Source organism: Peribacillus sp. B2I2 (assembly GCF_041261685.1).
Lineage (GTDB): Bacteria > Bacillota > Bacilli > Bacillales > DSM-1321 > Peribacillus.
In genome coordinates, this window is sequence record NZ_JBGCCB010000001.1 from 2,063,579 (window position 1) to 2,082,266 (window position 18,688).

Here is an 18,688-nt window from a genome sequence, read left to right on the forward strand (position 1 = left end):
TTGGTCTCTATACTCGTATCTTACTGAGGGGCTCTATTTTTTTCAAACCTGATATTTAACGATCTACAGGAATGCTAATGGAGCTTTAGCTTAAGATCGGGGCTGTCCTTAAGTCAGCTTATGCTATTATCTTCATTGAGGGAGGTTAGGGCAATAACAATCTTTTGTAAATTTTACTTTGTTATAATCGTAATAAAATCTTAACCATTATAGGAGATAAGATGCTTAAGGAAATTAAGACTTGGACGAGAAATTTAAAACGACAGATTTTTATCCTTTACTTTGCTTGTAAAGATGAACGGGTGCCTTGGTATGCAAAAGTGTTTACGGCTTGTGTTGTAGCTTATGCATTCAGTCCGATTGACCTAATACCAGATTTTATACCGATTCTTGGTTACTTAGACGATGTAATTCTCGTGCCATTAGGGATAATTATTGCATTAAAGATGATACCAAAGACTGTTTTAAACGACTGTGAATGTAAGGCAGAAAAAATGATGAAAAACGGTAAGCCAAAGAATTGGATAGTCGGTTCAATAATAGTATTGATTTGGGGCTTAATTTTAATATGGGCAATTATTAATATTTATCGCTTACTCAACTAACAGGTGCTTTACTTCATGACGGAGGAGCTGTTCATCGGCTCTTATTTGTATGCAGCTATCGGGGCAGGAAAGGTGAAGAGGTCCTAGGTGAGTCGGATTTGCGAATAGAGGAGATCAATACCTTGTTATTGATCTCCTCTTAAATTATAATCAATTACAGACATTGAGGGTCTTTAATGTATTTATAAGGGAGAGAAACCATGAAATATTCAAGAGCCACAAATTATGCTTTACACACAATGGTCTATTTAACTATAACTCCAAAGGGAAAGTCTATTGGAGTAGAACAATTAGCCAAATTACAGGAGCTCTCACCAACATACCTATCTAAGATTTTAACAAAGCTTGTTAAAGCAGGACTAATTGAATCCAATCCTGGTGTTAATGGCGGATATAGTATAGTAAGACAATCTCATGAGATTTCTTTTTTAGATGTAATTCATACAATCGAAGGTAAGGCAACTTTATTCAATTGTTCATTGGAACATGAGGTTTTTAATAATGAAGATTGTTTAATTGAAAATGTGATGATTGAAGCAGAAAAAAAGATGAAGGATGAACTAAATAATAGATATATTATTGATATTGCTAAACAAATCAAATCAACAAAGAATCATGAAGGTTTATGATTTTAATTTTTTATACTAATTATAGATATTAAGTGTCTGTAAAACACTTAATTTAAACATGGGGTGAAATGTTGGGACCCTCTTGAATAGTCATCCAAAATGCCGGGATGCCTGCTGTTAATAAAGATATAGGGCAGGTGAGTATTGTCGGGCATTGCATAATCAAACGATGGAGGCGGTAAACAATGGTTCCCACATATGATACCTTATTTGAGAGGGTTCAATCTTATTATCGAATTAAATTGGGCGAAAAAGAGGCATCACTGCTTGTGATCGGTGCAGGTGGCGGAAATGAAATTCGGCATGGGGACCATCTAACCCAAAATGATCATTCACTGGAGTTGATCCTCTTGAAAAGATGCTTAAGATTGCTGAAAATAAAGTAGTTTAGCTAGGCTTGGAAAGTCGCGTCAGACTCTTTCATGGAACAATTGACGACTTACCACTTTCAGACTCGAAGTTCGATGCGGCAAGTTGTATCTTGGTTCTTCATTTCATTGATGATGAACAAGAGAAGCTGAAACTACTCCGAACCATTAAAGGTAATTTGAGATCAGGAACTCCTTTCGTTCTCGTTAGTGCGTACGGAGACCGAGGTGATGCAGAACTTCAAGACAGAATAAATGTTTGGAAAACCTTTTTTGGGATGCGAGATACAATTCATCCGAACTTGACGAGCTTGTTAACAAAAGCATTATGAAAATCTCCTTTGTACCTGAAAATCATATTTAAAGGCTATTGGCAGGAGCAGGCTTTTCGAATATAACCAGATTTTATTCTACTGGACTTTTTGCGGGCTGGATTTGCCAGGCTGAATGATTTATTGTAAATAACAGCGATGAGTTAACCCTATAGGGGTACAGGCAGGAAAATCCGGATTTGCAACGTTAAGGAAATAATAATTTCTGATTGTGCCCATTAATAATACAATAAAAACATTAATTTACGACAAAACAAGAAGACGAAATCTTTAAGATATCGCCTTCTCATATACTACGGGTTTATAATTTCCCCTATGTTCATTTGTCGCTTATTTTAAAGCTGATAAACTTTTGCTCCATCATTTCATGCATCGCATATTTGACGCCTTCTCGGCCAACACCGCTGTCCTTCCAGCCACCATAAGGCATATTATCAATCCGATAAGTGGGGATATCATTGATTACGACTCCACCTGTTTCCAATCGTTCCGCCGCATAAAAAGCTCGTTCTATACTCGGTGTCATCACTCCTGAATTCAATCCGTAGCGCGAATCATTTGCATCATTGATGGCTTCATCCAACGTATCGAATGGGTAAATGCAGACAATTGGACCAAATACTTCGAAACGAAATACCTTTGAGTCACGATTTACATTGGTTAAGACGGTAGGCAATAGTACATTGCCCTCCACTGTACCGCCGCACTCAATTTTTGCTCCTTCCTGTACTGCCTCGTCAATCCAACTTTGTAACCGTTCCAATGATTTTTTTGAAATAACCGCTGTAATATTTGTACTTTCCTCCAGTGGGGAACCGATGACAAGCTGTTTTGTTGTACTTACGAATCGATCTAAAAATTGTTGATATAGTGATTTGTGGACATAAATTCGTTGAATCGAGATACACACCTGCCCATTATTCGTAAATGAACCCATCACACTTCTTTGAATAATTTTATCGATGTCGACTCCTTCATCAATGATGAACGGCGAATTGGATCCGAGTTCAAGGGTAAGCTTACGGAAGCCTGCCTGCTGCTGGATAAGGTGTCCGACCTCTACACTGCCTGTGAAAGTCACTTTTTTTACATGTGGATGGGTCGTCAAGGCTTCACTTAAAACATCCCCTTTGCCCGGTATGATGTTCAATACTCCATCTGGCAACCCTGCTTCTTTAAAAATATCGGCAAGAACCAGTGCACTCAACGGGGTTTGTTCGGCAGGTTTTAACACAATCGAATTTCCAGCCGCAATAGCTGGACCAACTTTATGGGCGACCAGATTAAATGGAAAGTTAAATGGGGTAATCGCTGTAACGACGCCAATCGGGGTGCGAACCGTGAAGCCAAAACGGTTTACCCCACCCACTGCCGCATCCATCGGGATTTGTTCTCCATAATTGTTCTTTGACGCTTCTGCAGCAAAACGATAGGTCTGAACCGTACGATTCATTTCTTCACGAGCATTTCGAATCGTTTTCGCCGCCTCTAGAGAAATGATTTTCGCAAGTTCTTCACTGCGTTCTTCCATGATTGCTGCAGCTTTAAATAAAATTTCTGCTCGTGCATGAGCCGGGTAGGATCGGTATTTCTGAAAAGCGGCATTGGCCTCAACAATCGCTTCAACGGCATCCGCTGGTTCAGCCTGTCCGATTTGTGCAATTTCTTCGTTTGAATGGGGATTATATAATGGCTCATATGATTTAGCCTCCCGCCATTTACCACCAATCCACAATTGCCACTTTTTCTTCATCTGAAATCCCTCCAATAATATCTGCTTTTATAATTTACAAATATAATCACCTAGTGTTTTCGAGAGCTTTACATTTTCCGAATAATCGACATCCACATCAATCAAGACAATTTCCTGACTCGAAATAGCTTCTTCTAATGCATGAAGCAATTCATCGGAGTGGGTTACTTTCACTCCTTTAACCCCAAAACTTTTTGCGAATCCTAAAAAGTCTGGGTCTGTAAATTCAATCGCATTCGTACGATCAAATTTATTCAATTGCTTCCACTCAATTAGGCCGTATTTTGAATCATGGAAAATGACTATCACGAAAGCGAGACCTAGACGTTTTGCAGTTGCCAATTCAACCCCATTCATCAGAAATCCACCATCCCCTGTAACCGCAATGACAGGTTTATCAGGTTTTGCCAGTTTGGCTGCGATTGCTCCGGGAATGGCAATTCCCATCGATGCAAAGCCATTGGAAATGATAGTGTGATTAGGCATTTCCGGCTGATACATCCGGGCAATCCATAATTTATGGGCACCCACATCCGAAATGACAATCGCATTACCCTTTTCCGCCCTTTTCAAATCGGCGATAATTCGCTGAGGGATGATAGGGCTTCCTGATACATCATCAGAAGAATGAAATTTTTCAATGATTTGAGACCTTAACTTTTTCACTTCTGGCCAAAGCTCTTTTTTTGCTACACCAGTGGTCAAGGCTTCAAGTGCCTCCGAGACGTTCCCGACCAACTCAGCTTGAACGGGGTAATAAGCATCAATCTCAGCCGGTCGAGCATCAATATGAATAATCGGATTCATTGCCTCATCGTTCCAATACTTTGGCAAATACTCGACGAAATCATAGCCGACGGTGATAATAAGATCAGCCAAATCAAACCCGCATAGAACATAATCCCTTGCTTGCATCCCTACTGTAAAAAGGGTCAATGGATGGTTAGAAGGTAAAACTCCTTTGGCCATGAACGAATTCACAACGGGAATTTGCTTCTCTTCTGCAAATTTCCGTAAGGACTCAGCAGCTCCATCGCGGACTACGCCATTACCAGCTAGAATAATAGGCTTTTTAGCACGATTTATTAAATCGACGGCTTTTTTGATTTCTTCCTCGGCTGGGCGGGATCTAGGCATTGGTGTAACCGGAAGAGGTTCACCTTCTGTATCCATCATCGCCACATCTTCCGGGAGTTCTATATGAACAGCTCCCGGCTTTTCTATGACTGCAGTTTTAAATGCTTTACGGATAATTTCCGGAATCGTATGCGGCACCTTAATTTGTTGATTCCATTTCGTTACTTCATTAAAAACCCCAATAATGTCCACATATTGATGCGACTCCTTATGAATTCGATCAAGGCCCGCCTGACCAGTAATCGCAACAACAGGGGAATAATCCAGATAAGCACTTCCTATCCCTGTCAATAAATTAGTTGCACCCGGTCCCAATGTGCCCAAACAGACGCCGGGCTTTCCAGTTAGCCGGCCATAAATGTCTGCCATAAAAGCTGCAGCTTGTTCATGATGAACCAAGATAAATTTAATATCAGAGCTTATTAGAGAATCAATAAAATCTGTATTTTCCTCACCAGGTATCCCAAAAATATACTGAACCCCTTCATTCTCTAAACATCTTACAAACAAATCAGATGCCTTCAAATTATTCCCTCCTCGACCATTTCAATTTCTTTCCCTATATGTTGGCTTTGCCTACTAGAAATTATGTATTTGCGTATATTAAAACCAATTCGAACATTTGCAACTCTGTATAAAGAAATTCGAGTTCAAGTAAATGAACCTCAATAGTCATAACTAGGTTGGGTAAAATGGATATCGCAAGTCGATTAATTATCATCTCATTTATTACTGTTGCACTTGTTGTAATAGCAATTGTCCTTTTTCTTATCAATTTATTAATATTTGACCGAAATCAGAAGCATCACCCCATACTACGGAATTATCCAGAACTAGGCAGGGTGCGCTATTTTTTCTAGAAAAAGTCGGACCGGAATTTCGGCAATATTTATTTAACGAGGAAACTGAAGGGAAGCCATTTTCAAGGGATGACTACGAACATATTGTTAAAAGCGCAAAGTATAGGCGATCTACTAGTCTTAATGAATAATTAAAATTATATCTTTGGAAAAATTTTAACGCTGGAAAAGAAAAACAGTGGATTATGATGGTAGTAAAAAACTCAAGCACCAATTAAAAATAGTACGGGCAGAAGTATATCTAGAGGAAGTGCGGAAGGGTTCTCTCGTGATACTATGGTCATTTCCTGGAATTTACAGTTCGTGTCGTGAGTTGAATCTTAAACATAGAAGAGATGGCACCACTGTATTTCATTCTTACTGTTCATTACACTGTTTATTTTTCTTATTCACTTTATGAGCAGGATAACTCAACAAGGCAGTCGAATATCCATTAGTATTAGTCGGGTCTCATGTGCGAGAAGTGGAATAGGAGGGTGAATATGCAAAATCATGAACTGGAACAAGTCATAAAAAATGCAGACAGGGCAATAAATAACGAGGATTTCGATCATTTGATGGAATTCTATTCAGAGGATGCAACTTTAATTGTCAAACCTGGAACATTCGCAAAAGGGAAAGAAGAAATACGTCGGGCATTCGTTGCTATCGCTGATTACTTTAATCATAGTTTAATAGTCAATCAAGAAAAGATGGCAATAATCGAAACGGGTGATACGGCATTGGTTGTGGCAAAAGCCCAGCTTAGTGCCAATCAAAAAGACGATTCCGAATTCTCTATGGAAAGAACCGCGACATATGTATTTAAAAAGGATTCCACGGGTACATGGCGCTGTATAATCGACAACTCTTATGGTGCTGAAATAATTGAAGAATTAAAGTAATTAGTGAAAGCTGCCGTACTAGGTGGCTTTTATTTTTTTAATAAAAGTATGAATTAAACGGCTTGACAATATACCCCTATAGGTATAATATGAACTCACAAGTTAAGAACACATAAATTCACGAGTAAAATGTCCAAACTCACGAGTAAATCGTGCAAACTTACGAGTAAAGCGCACAATGCTAGTCATTGCTTATAATAATATTCGTTATTTTGGTCCTGTTTACGTATAAACGATATGTACCTGTTAAGGACATTCCTTGTCAAAAGAATGAAGTACAGGATGCCATTTTATTGGATATAAGGGCTTTTAATCATAAGTGTGATAATGTCGATAAGGAGGTTTTGAATATTCCTTATGCCTATTTAAAACGTTTTAATGAAGTAATCCCATATGAAAACATTCATGTAATTGCTTCTGATAAATTGGAAGTGAACTTGCGGCTGCGCTTCTTAATTGGCAAAGGAATTAAGGTAACCAGATTAGTGATTGTCTTTGTAAATAGATGGGTGGGTAGAGTATGGAATATGATAAAAGCGTCATTAATCGCTTGAAGCGGATTGAAGGACAAATTAAAGGTGTTCTTGGAATGATGGAGCAGGGGAAAGATTGTAGGGAAATCGTCATTCAGTTATCTGCTTCACGTAATGCCATCGACAGGACCATGGGCGTTATTGTAAGTGACAATCTTGAGAAATGCGTTCGGGAAAACGTCGAGAAAGGCGAAGGCACTGAACATCTAGTCAATGAAGCGGTTGAGTTACTGATTAAAAGCAGGTAAAAGAATTTGGCATCGAGAAGGTAAATGGCAAAACATTGGAAGTGAATGAAGGTTTGACTCAAATCAATCATGGACCCAATTAAATAAAGAAAACCCTATTCCGTTCATTTTTTAGTTTATAGGGTTGACGAACTATATTTTTTAGCAAAATTTATACCCCTTAGGGTATAAATGAAATTAAATATCATTTAGGGGGAACACATATATGACTGAAAAGAAAAGAACGACGATCATTTTATTTAGTGGTGATTATGATAAGGCAATGGCTGCATATATCATTGCCAATGGTGCGGCAGCTTACGATCATGAAGTGACCATCTTCCATACATTTTGGGGATTGAATGCTTTAAGGAAAGATGAGTCGATGATATTAAAAAAAGGATTTCTTGAAAAAATGTTTGCAAAATTGATGCCCCGTGGTTCTGACAAAATGGGTCTATCCAACATGAACTTTGCTGGAATGGGTCCCAAAATGATCAAACATGTGATGAAAAAACATAACGCCATGTCACTCCCGAATTTAATTGAGTTGGCCCAAGAACAGGAAATCAAACTAATAGCCTGTACGATGACAATGGATTTATTGGGCTTGCAGCAAGAGGAATTATTGGATGGAATTGAGTATGCTGGTGTTGCGGCTTATTTAGCTGAAGCAGAGGATGGAAATGTAAACTTATTTATTTAAATATGGGTACAGGAGGGATTAGGCTAAATGGGAACTATATTTAATATCATCATATTAGGTGTCATCGTTTGGTTTCTATATCAGCGATTTGTCCCCGGTAAAGGGGATAAAAAATATAAATGCGACTGAGTTAAAAGCGGAGTTGAATAACAAAGGAGATAAGCAATTCATTGATGTCCGTACGCCTAATGAATATAGGGGCAACCACATTAAGGGCTTTAGAAATATACCTTTAAACGATCTTGGCAAAAGGGCGCAAGAACTTTCAAAAGATAAAGAAGTAGTTGTGATCTGCCAAAGCGGGATGAGAAGCAGTCATGCAAGTAAAGCATTGAAAAAACTCGGATTTAAAGAAGTCACCAACGTAAAAGGCGGCATGAGTTCTTGGCGCTAATAAAAGGAGGGTCTCCAAAAGATGAAAGAAATTTTACCGAATGAAGTGAAGGCATTATTGAAGGGAAACTCGCCAGTCCATATTATTGATGTGCGGGAGGTCGATGAAGTAAAGGCAGGGAAAATACCAAATGCTTTGAATATCCCGTTGGGGCTAGTGGAATTTAGAATGCAGGATCTGGATAAATCAAACGAGTATATCATGGTCTGCCGATCAGGGGGAAGAAGTTCAAGGGCTGCACAGTTACTAGAGGATCATGGATATAAAGTGGTGAACATGATGGGAGGTATGAATGAATGGGAAGGTCCCATAGAATAATTTTTAAATCTAAATATACCCCCATCCCTATTTTAATGAAAGGAGGAAATAAAAATGATTAAAACAAATTCCGTTTTGGATGCTAAAGGTTTAGCTTGTCCAATGCCAATCGTAAAAACGAAAAAAGCCATGAACGGATTGGAAGCAGGGGAAGTGCTGGAAGTTCAAGCGACTGATAAAGGGTCAACTGTCGATATGAAAGCCTGGGCGGAAAGTACAGGTCATCAATATTTGGGTACCGTTGAAGAAGGAACCACACTAAAACATTATCTTCGGAAAGCAAGCGGAGAAGAAACAGAATTGAAGAAGCATAAAAAAATCATTTCAAATGAAGAACTTCTACAAGTATTGGAAGAAAATAAAAATACGATCATCCTGGATGTACGAGAATCTGCAGAGTACGCTTTTAATCATATTCCTGCAGCTAAATCCCTACCATTGGGTGAATTGGAACAACGTATGGGTGAACTGGATAAAGAGTCAGAGATTTTCGTGATTTGCCGAACTGGCAGCCGAAGTGATCTTGCTGCACAAAAACTGATGGCAGCTGGATTTGAACAGGTATTCAATGTTGAACCTGGCATGAGCCAATGGAGTGGTCCTATACAAAAATCCGTAAATGAATAAAAGGGTGTGTCAAATGACCATGGACGTTTTGGGCATGTAAAAAGTAGTTTTCGTTGACGGCATCGAAGTGGGTGGAGCGGTCACATTTTTAGAGGTAAAAATTTTTGAAATATTAAATACTATAGGGGGTATGAAAGATGATGTTTAAGCAAATGACAGCCGCTGAGGTAGCAAAGAAAGTAATCAATAAAACGGACTTATTCATCTTGGATGTTCGAAATGAAAGTGACTTTAATGATTGGAAAATTGATGGGCAGAACTTTGAATTTCTCAATATCCCTTACTTCGATCTACTGGATGGCGTAGTAGAAATTCTCGATCAAATTCCGTCCAATAAAGAAATCCTGGTAGTATGTGCAAAGGAAGGCTCATCTATTATGGTAGCTGAAATGCTATCTGAAGCGGGATTGGATGTTTTTTATTTAAAGGGCGGCATGAAAGCATGGAGTGAACACTTGGAACCAGTGAAAATCGGCGAGTTGACCAATGGGGGAGAAATTTACCAATTTGTTCGACTAGGTAAGGGCTGTTTATCTTACATGGCCGTTTCCAATGGTGAAGCTGCCGTTATTGATTCTACTAGAATGATTGATGCATACCTTGATTTCGCCGATGATATCGGGGTGAAAATTACGCATGTTCTTGATACGCACCTACATGCCGATCATATTTCAGGTGGAAGACGAATAGCGGAAAAAACAAATGCAGCTTACTGGCTGCCGCCAAAAGATGCGGCTGAAGTAACTTTTGAATATCAGCCATTAGAAAGCGGTAAAGTGATAACGATTGGTCATACATCGTTTGATATCCAAGCATTATATTCCCCGGGCCATACCATTGGATCCACTTCATTTGTGGTCGATCAAAAATACTTGCTTTCCGGAGATATACTATTCATCGATTCCATTGGCAGACCGGACCTAGCTGGATTGGCTGAGGATTGGGTTGGAGACTTGAGAGAAACACTTTATACACGTTATAGGGAATTATCAGACGAGTTAATCGTATTGCCATCTCATTTCATGATCATCGATGAATTGAATGAAGACGGAAGTGTCGCTAAAAAGTTGGGTGCGCTGTTTGCAGACAATCATGGATTGAACATTGCCGATGAAACGGAATTCAGAGCGCTGGTAACAGGTAATTTACCGCCTCAACCAAACGCTTATCAAGAAATTCGCGAAAGCAATATGGGGAAAATTGAACCTGATGATGAAAAACAGCGCGAAATGGAAATCGGACCAAATCGCTGTGCCGTTCGTTAAGTTTAATAAAAAATTGAAAAATTGGAGAGATGAAAAATGCATTCAGATAAAGTATTAGATGCTAAGGGACTAGCTTGTCCAATGCCGATTGTTAAAACGAGAAAAGCCATGAATGATTTGCAAACCGGGCAAGTGCTGGAAATTCATGTAACCGATAAAGGAGCTAAAGCCGACCTGGCGGCTTGGTCAAGATCCGGTGGCCATGAACTGATGGAAACGGCAGAAGAAAATGATATACTGAAATTTTGGATCAGAAAAGGCTGATAAAAAGAAGGGAACCATTAGGGTTCCCTTCTTTTAAGGGAGGCTCTTACAATGGATATCACCTTTATCATGACCATCTTTTTGATTGGTTTTATAGGTTCATACGTTTCTGGAATGCTCGGCATCGGTGGCTCGATAATAAATTATCCAATGCTGCTGTTTATTCCCCCCATCTTTGGTTTAGTGGCATTCAGTGCCCATGATGTGACAGGTATAAGTGCTGTACAAGTCTTATTCGCTTCCATCGGAGGGGTATGGAGCTATCGGAAGAGCGGACATTTGAATAACACGCTCATTATCTATATGGGGATCAGCGTGTTAATAGGTAGTGTTATTGGAAGTTTTGGATCACAATCGATGTCGGAAAACGGAGTGAATATCGTCTATGGCATTTTGGCGTTGATAGCGGCTGTCATGATGTTCATTCCGAAGAAAGGCATAGATGACATTCCTTTGGATCAAGTTACCTTTAACAAATGGCTTGCGGCCATCCTTGCCTTAATCGTTGGTTTAGGTGCTGGTATAGTCGGGGCTGGAGGGAGCTTCCTATTAGTTCCCATCATGCTCATCGTTTTAAGAATTCCAACAAGGGTAACGATAGCGTCTTCCTTAGCCATCACATTCATTTCATCCATTGGTGCAACAGTAGGGAAAATCTCAACGGGACAAGTTGATTACTATCCGGCATTAATCATGATTGTTGCTAGTTTAATTGCATCTCCGCTTGGGGCAATGGCCGGTAAAAAAATGAATGTAATAGTCCTGCAAGTCATACTTGCTCTCTTGATTTTAGCGACGGCTGTGAAAACTTGGATAGGGATCGTGTCTTGAGGCACATTACTCCTTCCTTGACAGGGAAGGGGTCGTGGGTTCGAATCCCTCACAGGTCATCAACTGCCAAAGGCTCAAATCCTTGATATCACAGGGATTTGGGCCTTTTTTATTTTGTCTTACGGGATGCGTTTAGATCAACTATAGTGATTTGCTCACATTTTGCTAACGGGACTTCTGAAGGGCGTTGTGGAAAATATCAGCCACTTCATCATCTTGGTTGGGCATCATATGGGCGTAATGCTCTAACGTGATGCTAGGTTTCGAATGTCCTAAACGAGTTTGTACTTTGACGATATCTACCCCTCCAGAAATTAAGACGGAAGCGTGGGTGTGCCGGATATCGTGAAACCGAATGGGTGTTACGTTAGCCGCTTCACTGATACGCTTCATCACACGTAACACGTTCCGTGGATCTTGAAAGGTGCCAATCTCCGTACAAATGACTAAGTTCTGGTCTTGATAATGTTCCCCAAGTCTTTTTCTCTGGGTTTCTTGACGTTCCTTAAGAGCCTTTAATGCCTTGATCAGGAAATCTTGAATCGGAACCTGCCGTTTTGATTTTTTCGTTTTCAGCGTGGATAATTGATACCCTTTATTAGGAATGTGAGAAAGGGACCGTTGTATCCGGATGACTTTTTTTTCAAAGTCAATATCGCTCCATTTTAACCCAAGGAGCTCACCTTTCCTCATACCCGTATATATGGCGATTAAGAAGGTTAGATAATGTCGTTCTCCCTTGCATTGATTAAGGAACGAATCAATCTCATCAAAGGACCATATCTTCATTTCTTCTTTTTTCACCGAGGGTGGATCAGCATTGATCACCGGATTGAAACTAATCTTTTTCCACTTTACAGCTTGACCGAAGGCCTGATTTAACAACTGGTGTAATTTTCGTATGGTACTTGTACTATACTCCTCATCTAATTTGAGGTTATAAAAAGCATCGATATCTTCAGTCGTAATTTTTGAAAGGGGCTTGTTGGCAAAAGGATTTTCTCGTATTAAGTGCTTATCCATCAAATACTTTCTGCTTGAGGCCGTTGTTTCTTTAATCCTTTTTTGATAATGGGACGTAAACCAAAATTCCATATAGGATGAAAAGGAGTCTTTGCTCGGATCGACAAATCGATCTTCATCCAGTTCATTAATAATCTTTCGAACCGCAGCTTCTGCATCTTTTTGACGAGGAAAACCACTCTTTGTTGTTGTCTTCGTTTACCTGTGATTGGGTCTCTTCCTATGTCTACAATGTATGACCAAGTTCCCCTTTTTTTAACAGTGCCTTTCATTTTGCTTGCCCCCATATCCTATTATAGTTCGTGTTAGAACAATGGAAAGCAAGTGGTCTAGGATCAGTTTGACCACTTACTTTCGGTTCTATAAGCCGCTCTTTTCCTATAGTTTTCAGATTGCAGCTTGAAAAGTGTTGCTTGTGCATCTTTTTGGCGTATGAATCTGCTTTTTATTTTTGTCTACATTCACCAGTTAGCGAATTTTTCTCAAAATCTACTATATGTCCAAGAGTTTCCTCTCTTTTTTGAGCTACCTCTCATTATGCTAACCTCCGTAAATGTTTGATTATAAATATGTAAGGGAAGTAAGTAGTTCATTGATATGACCACTACGCACTTCCGGTTTTATAAGCTGCTCACTTGTTGCTGCGTCAGCCAATTAAAAAACTCATCACGGAGCACGCGTTTGCTGCGACCTAATTTAATAAGTGGAAATGATTTTTGTTCCATTAACTCATAGGCGGTTGGCTTAGATACCATTAAAATCAGATAAAGTAATTAATTTGGAAGTTACTTATTTAATTCGGACACATTATATTTTTAAAAAACAATCATTTTCAAGGGGGAACTCGAAAAAAATAAAAAATAAAAAAAAACTACCGGCTATTGTCTTATCGCCCATTGATGATGGATATGAATCAGTCAATATAGCAACAACGAAAAAGATGTGGGATCGACATCGATTTATTACGTTTGGTGTGGCCTCCGAAAATCAAATAAAGAAACAAATCACTCAATATATTTTAAGGGTGGCAAAACACAATCAGTATATAGAAAAAGGTCATTCTGTGCATTCCTTTTTGTAATGGGTTACTCCTTATGTGAAAGAGGCTGTCGTAAAGACTGATACTCAAATTGTCGTCGACGGTAAAAAATATATGTTAAAAGGTATAACAGATTTGGACATCAATTTAGAAGAGAAGAAAATTCAGTATGGCTTAGACATAGAGGAACCTGAAAAAGAAAATGACGATCCTGAGGTCGTTTTCAAAGGAGTCATTGAGTCGATTTTGACCCATAAAGGGAAAGATACTAACTAATAAAAACAATATTAAAAAAGAACTAGAAGTATAATCTAGTTCTTTTTGTTTTTTAATAATAATCCCAAGCGTTTTCATATAAGTCGAGAAGATCTGGTCTATTTAACGAATTAACGGGGATATCAACGTGCTTCCCCTTAATGGTTATATCTTGATCTTCATCTTTGCCAAAATAAAAGAGGGATGCAATCATTTCATTCGCAAGATAGGTTGTTTTCACTTCTAGCTTAATATTTACAACATCAAACTTTTCCCTGGATGCTAGTGTGAAGCCCCAGTTTCCAAACGAAGGAATATCTAAATGATAATTATCAACATATAACCCTGTGGATTTCACAGTGTTACTAATCGTCCAATAAGCGGCTGTAGCAAATACAGGGGAAGTAGATTGAATAGAAACAAGGCCTGTTGGTGTTAAGTGGTTTCTAACTAAACTGTAGAATTCCCAAGTATAGAGTTTATTTAATGATTCGTTATTTGGGTCAGGTAAATCGACAAGAATTACATCATATAGGTCATCGGCACTCTTTAAATAATTAAAGGCATCTTTATTAACGATATGTACTTTTTTAGAGTGAAATGAGTTTTTATTTAACTTAGTCAAAAGAGGGTTCTCTTTGGAAAGATTGGTGATTTCAGGATCCAGGTCAACCAGTGTTATTTTTTGAACTTCTTTATACTTTAATAACTCCCTTGTAGCCAATCCATCACCACCACCAAGAACCAATATATTTGTTTTCTTGTCGGAAAGAGACATCGGAATATGAACCAATGCTTCGTGATATCTATGTTCATCAGACTCAGCGAATTGGAGTTGTCCATTTTGATATAAACGTAAATCACCGGTATCTTTAGTCATAATAATCTTCTGGTATTTAGTATCTTTAGAAAAAACGATAGGGTCTCTATAAAGCTTCTGTTCCAATGTATGTGCATACTTCTCACCATACAAAAATCCTAAACCAATAACGACCGTTAAAAAAATCCCTATCAGTCTTATATAGTTTTGTTTGATCTCTTTTTTAAAGGCAAAGCTTATCCAGAGGGCTACTATAATATTAATAAAAGCGATAAAGAATCCGGTCTTGATTAGTCCTAGAGTAGGTTTTAACCAAAAAGCAAAAGCAACTGTCCCTAATAAACTACCTACATAGTCCCACCCCAACACATTCGCAGTCGATCCCTTTAAGTCAGAATCAATTTCTTCTGATTTACGAATAAGTAAGGGTACTTCTAATCCAGTAAGATAACCGGTGATAATAATTATTGCATATAAAAATACTTTGGCTGTTCCATCACCGAAATTTGCTTGTATGTAAAAAACCGAAAAGATGGAAAAGCCACCTATTATAGCAATCAAGTATTCGGTTATAACGAATTTAGACAATAAGTGTCGATGGAATTTACCACTATGCATAGCACCAATTCCCATACCGCTTAAAAACAATCCAATCGTTAAACAGTAAAATAATGTGGAATCACCGAAAAGATAGCCACCAGCTGCTCCATAAAGTACTTGGTACACAATTCCACATATCGATACAATCCCAGAAGACGTAAAGATTCTTCTTTTTTGTAGGTGGTTTTCTCTCTCTGTCATAATGTTCTCTCCTTAATGCTTTATCTATATTTATTATATAGATAAAAATCTATAGCAAAAAAATAAATAAGAATAATTCCATACCAAACAAAGCAAAAAGAATCTGAAAGAATTCAGATTCTTTTTGCTTTTAATACTTATGAAATGGCTCCAGATATGATAAAGGATATAGCCAGGGAAATAGAGGCAGCAATGATTCCAACCGATACTTTCCCTTTTTCGATTTCTTTTCGAACATCTAATTTAGGCGTAGCCATTTCAAATATAAAATAACCGACTACCATCAAGATAAATCCAATAATGCCCCAGACAGCTGCACCCAATAACGAATCGTTTGTGTTGACCGCAGCGCTCATAATATGTGTAATCCCTAAGATCTTTCCAGCAAATTGAATAGCAACAGCGATATTCCCATTTCGTATAAGTTCAAAGTCTTTGTAAGGGGTAAGTTTTGCAAATATCCACATACAAGCAATGGACACCAAACCCAATACGACAAAATAATATAAGGTTAATAGTACTTCCTGTACATCTATAATGTTTTCAAACATATCTAATATCCTCCTTGTTATTTACCAGTTCCCGGACCACCACCACGAACAGCAGCACCATTACGAATGCCATCCGAATTCGATGATTTTTTTACGTTGCTTGCCCCACTATTTGACGAAGTACCCGTAGTAGGTGGATTCCCACTGTTACTTGAGCTCGTACCAGTAGATGTCGTAGATGAAGAACCGGATGAAGTATATTCGTCGTCCTCATCTTCTTCATCCGGCAAAACATTATTGGTGGGGATACTAGTGGTGGCCTTGTTACGAAAAGCCTTGTTATATCCCTTATAACCGATCCTTTTCTTTTTAGAGTCTGACTTATTCCAACCATATAAAGCAGTAGCAACTCCCAATACTCCGAGTGTTTCCATAAGAGGGAAGTCATAGCTATTTTCAGCAAAATCCTCTTCAACCACTTCTATAATCGTGTTTTCTGGGTTTTCATCATCTTTCATAATATGTACAACTTCTTCGGGCGAGTCTTCTGGGTATAGAAGAAACATCTCGTCCTCACTCTTTTTGGATGAATGATCGGGTTGAGCATTCTTTTGAATCTCCCTTGCTACCTGAGAAACACTTTTACCCTCGGCCTGATAAACAGTCCCATAATCCCCTAAATCATTTTCAATCGTGTCGATTTCTTGATAATTAGAAGAAATAAAGGGCTGATTTCCACAAGCAGCTAAAAATACGGATAACGAAGTAATTATGATGGCGATTTTCTTCATTATTTTCCTCCCTGATTATTGTCTTTTATATAATAGTATATTCTTATAATAAAATCTTAAAAAAATAAATAATGGTAAAAAAAATTATAGATTGATTGGATTAGTGGAGAGAGTAATGTATCTTTTATAGAACTAAAGGGGCAGGTTAGTTGAATAAGAAAAAAATAGAAGGATTTTACATTTTTTTGACGAAGAAATTACAATTGAAGACAAGAATGAAATTGCTGAGATTAAATGGGTGGACATAAATACTGCTAATAACTTAATGCCTTACCATAGAGATGGAGTAGAAAGATTACTAATATCCTCGTCACCTTACACTTTTCAGGGTGAATGTTTATAAACAAATTTATAACATAGAATCTTAATCAACTAACGGGTACATTAGTTCATTACTAGGAGCTGATCAGCAGCTCCTTTTCTTATGGAACTATAGGTGCAGGTTAGTTAACAAGCTTTAATTAAGAAATATTCCCATTTCAAACTTATTTAGAGAGTAAGGTTATTGTTGCTTTTTTCTTTGTGTTTTAAAGTTGCTTTTTATTCAAAAAGGGTATTTTTTCATTGAAAAATAATACTTTTAGTGTAAAATTACACTAAAAAGGAGAATTTAGTATATATGGAAAAAGAAGAATTCATCAATTTAATATCAGAAAAAATGAAACTTGTCCGAACAGAGCAAAGTTTTTCTCAAGATAAGATGTCTGAAATTCTAGGGATTTCAAAAAAAACACTAGTTCAAATTGAAAAAAGAAGAACAGAAGCCAATTGGACCACCGTTGTTGCATTTTGTGCTTTGTTTAATCATAGCCAATTGTTAATATCATCAATTGGTGACAATCCAGTTGATTTTGTTCAGTTAATTGTTAGCAAAAATGGTGGTACTCCTAAAGAAAAAACATTGGGTGGTAAGATATGGTGGAAAGAAATCGAATATAGAGGGGATTTTCGTTTACAACAAAATTTGATTAGTAACCATTACCGTATATTGGATCAATATGATTATCGTTGGCATAGTTCTTTTAATGAAGAAGAGAGTTTAAGTCGTTTAAATGAATTACAGGAGGAGGGACTATCGAGATAGACAAAGGTATAGGGATGGGGATATATGAAGAATAAGATTTTACTTGTTCTATTGATAATAAGTTTAGGAATAAATTTGTATATATTCGGAAAATGGTTTCTGACTGAATAATGTGTACTTAATAAGAAAAGTAGGTGAAATATGAAAAAAATAGGAATTAGCATTTTAATAGTTTGTTTATACTGTTTTCCATTTGTATATTTTTCGATGTATCAAGACTTTGCTAATAGTTCAATGTTTGGTTATTTAATAATGATTGTAGCGACCTCGCTCCTTGCGTTCTTTGGAAGAATCTTTGGCAACTCTATCCCTTTTATTATTGGCAATATAGTATCTGGGATAGTTTCATTTTATTTCATCAGTGAGATGGCTGGAAACGAACGATGGGGAGGCTATTTTAAGCCTCTCACACCAAATCAATTATTAATATTCGTTAGTTTTTTGAATTTGATACCTCAGCTTCTCGTTATGAAGTTAGCAAATAAATATAAAAATAAAGTTAAATATCAACAAATTAGGTAAAAGGGTTGCTATGGCAGAACTTTTCTTATGGAACTAACGGGGCAGGCTAGCATTCCTGTAGATCGTTAAATATCAGGTTTGAAAAAAATAGAGCCCCTCAGTAAGATACGAGTATAGAGTCCAATCTAA

At 37.8% G+C, this 18,688-nt stretch carries 24 protein-coding genes and 1 pseudogene; 17 read left to right on the plus strand and 8 right to left on the minus strand.

Features of this window, described 5'->3' with window-relative positions; all coding sequences use genetic code 11:
- Nucleotides 1-221: 221 nt before the first annotated feature.
- The 4 genes from ABIE66_RS10400 to ABIE66_RS10415 all read left to right on the plus strand — a co-directional run bounded on the left by ABIE66_RS10400 (nucleotide 222) and on the right by ABIE66_RS10415 (nucleotide 1,934).
- On the plus strand, nucleotides 222-605 hold the full coding sequence (locus ABIE66_RS10400) for a YkvA family protein (RefSeq protein ID WP_370014632.1): 384 nt from the start codon (nucleotides 222-224) through the stop codon (nucleotides 603-605).
- A 200-nt stretch (nucleotides 606-805) separates the two neighbouring features.
- Nucleotides 806-1,234 (plus strand): Rrf2 family transcriptional regulator, encoded by a 429-nt coding sequence (locus ABIE66_RS10405; RefSeq protein WP_370014633.1) that lies wholly within the window; start codon nucleotides 806-808, stop codon nucleotides 1,232-1,234.
- Nucleotides 1,235-1,419: 185 nt separating this feature from the next.
- Complete coding sequence (locus ABIE66_RS10410) at nucleotides 1,420-1,620, plus strand: hypothetical protein (protein WP_370014634.1); 201 nt, start codon at nucleotides 1,420-1,422, stop codon at nucleotides 1,618-1,620.
- Between the two features lie 11 nt (nucleotides 1,621-1,631).
- Nucleotides 1,632-1,934 (plus strand): class I SAM-dependent methyltransferase, encoded by a 303-nt coding sequence (locus tag ABIE66_RS10415; protein WP_370014635.1) that lies wholly within the window; start codon nucleotides 1,632-1,634, stop codon nucleotides 1,932-1,934.
- Nucleotides 1,935-2,253: 319 nt separating this feature from the next.
- Here the strand turns inward: ABIE66_RS10415 and ABIE66_RS10420 are convergent, their stop codons facing one another.
- Nucleotides 2,254-3,687, minus strand: coding sequence for an aldehyde dehydrogenase family protein (locus ABIE66_RS10420; RefSeq protein WP_370014636.1), 1,434 nt, complete (start codon nucleotides 3,685-3,687; stop codon nucleotides 2,254-2,256).
- 27 nt (nucleotides 3,688-3,714) lie between these two features.
- Nucleotides 3,715-5,349 (minus strand): acetolactate synthase large subunit, encoded by a 1,635-nt coding sequence (locus ABIE66_RS10425; protein WP_370014637.1) that lies wholly within the window; start codon nucleotides 5,347-5,349, stop codon nucleotides 3,715-3,717.
- Nucleotides 5,350-6,166: 817 nt separating this feature from the next.
- On the opposite strand from ABIE66_RS10425, the gene ABIE66_RS10430 reads away from it, so the two are divergent.
- The 10 genes and pseudogenes from ABIE66_RS10430 to ABIE66_RS10475 all read left to right on the plus strand — a co-directional run bounded on the left by ABIE66_RS10430 (nucleotide 6,167) and on the right by ABIE66_RS10475 (nucleotide 11,733).
- Complete coding sequence (locus tag ABIE66_RS10430; RefSeq protein WP_289324639.1) at nucleotides 6,167-6,568, plus strand: YybH family protein; 402 nt, start codon at nucleotides 6,167-6,169, stop codon at nucleotides 6,566-6,568.
- Nucleotides 6,569-6,756: 188 nt separating this feature from the next.
- Nucleotides 6,757-7,122 (plus strand): sulfurtransferase, encoded by a 366-nt coding sequence (locus ABIE66_RS10435; protein ID WP_370014638.1) that lies wholly within the window; start codon nucleotides 6,757-6,759, stop codon nucleotides 7,120-7,122.
- Nucleotides 7,089-7,349 carry a metal-sensitive transcriptional regulator gene (locus ABIE66_RS10440; RefSeq protein ID WP_370014639.1) on the plus strand — a complete coding sequence of 87 codons (261 nt, stop codon included), beginning with the start codon at nucleotides 7,089-7,091 and terminating at the stop codon, nucleotides 7,347-7,349. The genes ABIE66_RS10435 and ABIE66_RS10440 overlap by 34 nt, the downstream gene beginning before the upstream one ends.
- Before the next feature lie 205 nt (nucleotides 7,350-7,554).
- The gene (locus ABIE66_RS10445) at nucleotides 7,555-8,034 is read left to right on the plus strand and encodes a DsrE/DsrF/DrsH-like family protein (RefSeq protein ID WP_289324642.1); all 480 of its coding nucleotides are present in this window, start codon (nucleotides 7,555-7,557) and stop codon (nucleotides 8,032-8,034) included.
- Between the two features lie 27 nt (nucleotides 8,035-8,061).
- Nucleotides 8,062-8,428 (plus strand): annotated as a pseudogene (locus ABIE66_RS10450) (rhodanese-like domain-containing protein).
- A 21-nt stretch (nucleotides 8,429-8,449) separates the two neighbouring features.
- A complete protein-coding gene (locus ABIE66_RS10455; protein ID WP_289316842.1) occupies nucleotides 8,450-8,746 on the plus strand; it encodes a rhodanese-like domain-containing protein in 297 nt (98 codons plus the stop codon).
- Nucleotides 8,747-8,800: 54 nt separating this feature from the next.
- Entirely contained in the window at nucleotides 8,801-9,373 is a 573-nt protein-coding gene (locus ABIE66_RS10460; RefSeq protein WP_370014640.1) for a sulfurtransferase TusA family protein, read from the plus strand.
- A 137-nt stretch (nucleotides 9,374-9,510) separates the two neighbouring features.
- Entirely contained in the window at nucleotides 9,511-10,638 is a 1,128-nt protein-coding gene (locus ABIE66_RS10465) for an MBL fold metallo-hydrolase (RefSeq protein WP_370014641.1), read from the plus strand.
- Between the two features lie 36 nt (nucleotides 10,639-10,674).
- Nucleotides 10,675-10,902 carry a sulfurtransferase TusA family protein gene (locus ABIE66_RS10470; RefSeq protein ID WP_230162787.1) on the plus strand — a complete coding sequence of 76 codons (228 nt, stop codon included), beginning with the start codon at nucleotides 10,675-10,677 and terminating at the stop codon, nucleotides 10,900-10,902.
- 51 nt (nucleotides 10,903-10,953) lie between these two features.
- Complete coding sequence (locus ABIE66_RS10475) at nucleotides 10,954-11,733, plus strand: sulfite exporter TauE/SafE family protein (protein WP_370014642.1); 780 nt, start codon at nucleotides 10,954-10,956, stop codon at nucleotides 11,731-11,733.
- Nucleotides 11,734-11,898: 165 nt separating this feature from the next.
- On the opposite strand, the gene ABIE66_RS10480 is transcribed toward ABIE66_RS10475, so the two are convergent.
- The 3 genes from ABIE66_RS10480 to ABIE66_RS10490 all read right to left on the minus strand — a co-directional run bounded on the left by ABIE66_RS10480 (nucleotide 11,899) and on the right by ABIE66_RS10490 (nucleotide 13,511).
- The gene (locus tag ABIE66_RS10480) at nucleotides 11,899-12,828 is read right to left on the minus strand and encodes a tyrosine-type recombinase/integrase (RefSeq protein WP_370014643.1); all 930 of its coding nucleotides are present in this window, start codon (nucleotides 12,826-12,828) and stop codon (nucleotides 11,899-11,901) included.
- A complete protein-coding gene (locus tag ABIE66_RS10485) occupies nucleotides 12,756-13,028 on the minus strand; it encodes an Arm DNA-binding domain-containing protein (protein ID WP_370017130.1) in 273 nt (90 codons plus the stop codon). The genes ABIE66_RS10480 and ABIE66_RS10485 overlap by 73 nt, the downstream gene beginning before the upstream one ends.
- Nucleotides 13,029-13,376: 348 nt before the next feature.
- Nucleotides 13,377-13,511 carry a helix-turn-helix domain-containing protein gene (locus tag ABIE66_RS10490; protein WP_370014644.1) on the minus strand — a complete coding sequence of 45 codons (135 nt, stop codon included), beginning with the start codon at nucleotides 13,509-13,511 and terminating at the stop codon, nucleotides 13,377-13,379.
- Nucleotides 13,512-13,852: 341 nt separating this feature from the next.
- Here ABIE66_RS10490 and ABIE66_RS10495 point away from each other — a divergent pair, with 341 nt between their 5' ends.
- On the plus strand, nucleotides 13,853-14,071 hold the full coding sequence (locus ABIE66_RS10495) for a hypothetical protein (RefSeq protein ID WP_289324646.1): 219 nt from the start codon (nucleotides 13,853-13,855) through the stop codon (nucleotides 14,069-14,071).
- A gap of 52 nt (nucleotides 14,072-14,123) precedes the next feature.
- Here ABIE66_RS10495 and ABIE66_RS10500 read toward each other — a convergent pair whose 3' ends face one another.
- The 3 genes from ABIE66_RS10500 to ABIE66_RS10510 form a co-directional block, all read right to left on the minus strand.
- Complete coding sequence (locus ABIE66_RS10500) at nucleotides 14,124-15,671, minus strand: polyamine aminopropyltransferase (protein WP_370014645.1); 1,548 nt, start codon at nucleotides 15,669-15,671, stop codon at nucleotides 14,124-14,126.
- 137 nt (nucleotides 15,672-15,808) lie between these two features.
- Nucleotides 15,809-16,222: a DUF350 domain-containing protein gene (locus tag ABIE66_RS10505; protein WP_289324648.1), complete on the minus strand. Its 414-nt coding sequence runs from the start codon at nucleotides 16,220-16,222 to the stop codon at nucleotides 15,809-15,811.
- Between the two features lie 17 nt (nucleotides 16,223-16,239).
- Nucleotides 16,240-16,953 (minus strand): DUF4247 domain-containing protein, encoded by a 714-nt coding sequence (locus ABIE66_RS10510; protein WP_370014646.1) that lies wholly within the window; start codon nucleotides 16,951-16,953, stop codon nucleotides 16,240-16,242.
- A 619-nt stretch (nucleotides 16,954-17,572) separates the two neighbouring features.
- Here ABIE66_RS10510 and ABIE66_RS10515 point away from each other — a divergent pair.
- Complete coding sequence (locus ABIE66_RS10515; RefSeq protein WP_289324651.1) at nucleotides 17,573-18,037, plus strand: helix-turn-helix transcriptional regulator; 465 nt, start codon at nucleotides 17,573-17,575, stop codon at nucleotides 18,035-18,037.
- A 141-nt stretch (nucleotides 18,038-18,178) separates the two neighbouring features.
- Nucleotides 18,179-18,559 carry a hypothetical protein gene (locus ABIE66_RS10520; protein ID WP_289324652.1) on the plus strand — a complete coding sequence of 127 codons (381 nt, stop codon included), beginning with the start codon at nucleotides 18,179-18,181 and terminating at the stop codon, nucleotides 18,557-18,559.
- Nucleotides 18,560-18,688 lie beyond the last annotated feature (129 nt).